Here is a 231-nt window from a genome sequence, read left to right as displayed (position 1 = left end):
GCGCCTCTGCGGCCAGGCCGTCGCGGCGGGCGGTCTCCAGCGCGACGGAGGTCTGCTTGGCGGCGGCGAGCTCGGCCAGGAGGGCGACGCGGCGAGCCTCGATCTCCACCATCCGGCGTTGCTGCGACGCGAGTTCGGCCTCGACCCGGTCCTTGGCCGCCAGCACCGCCTCGGTCGCGCGTCCGGCGGCGGCCGAGGCGCTGTGCGCGGCGGTCTCGGCGGTCGCGGCGT

At 78.4% G+C, this 231-nt stretch carries 1 protein-coding gene; it reads right to left on the bottom strand.

Annotated features, from left to right (window positions below; translation table 11 throughout):
* The coding region (locus tag GT354_RS19515) for a hypothetical protein (RefSeq protein ID WP_202512060.1) at positions 1–231 on the bottom strand (231 nt) is incomplete at both ends.

The sequence above is a fragment of the Streptomyces sp. SID3343 genome, from assembly GCF_009865215.1.
GTDB lineage: Bacteria > Actinomycetota > Actinomycetes > Streptomycetales > Streptomycetaceae > Embleya.
The sequence above is the reverse complement of the archived record's forward strand: the minus strand, read 5'-3'. Positions and strand labels throughout refer to the sequence as shown.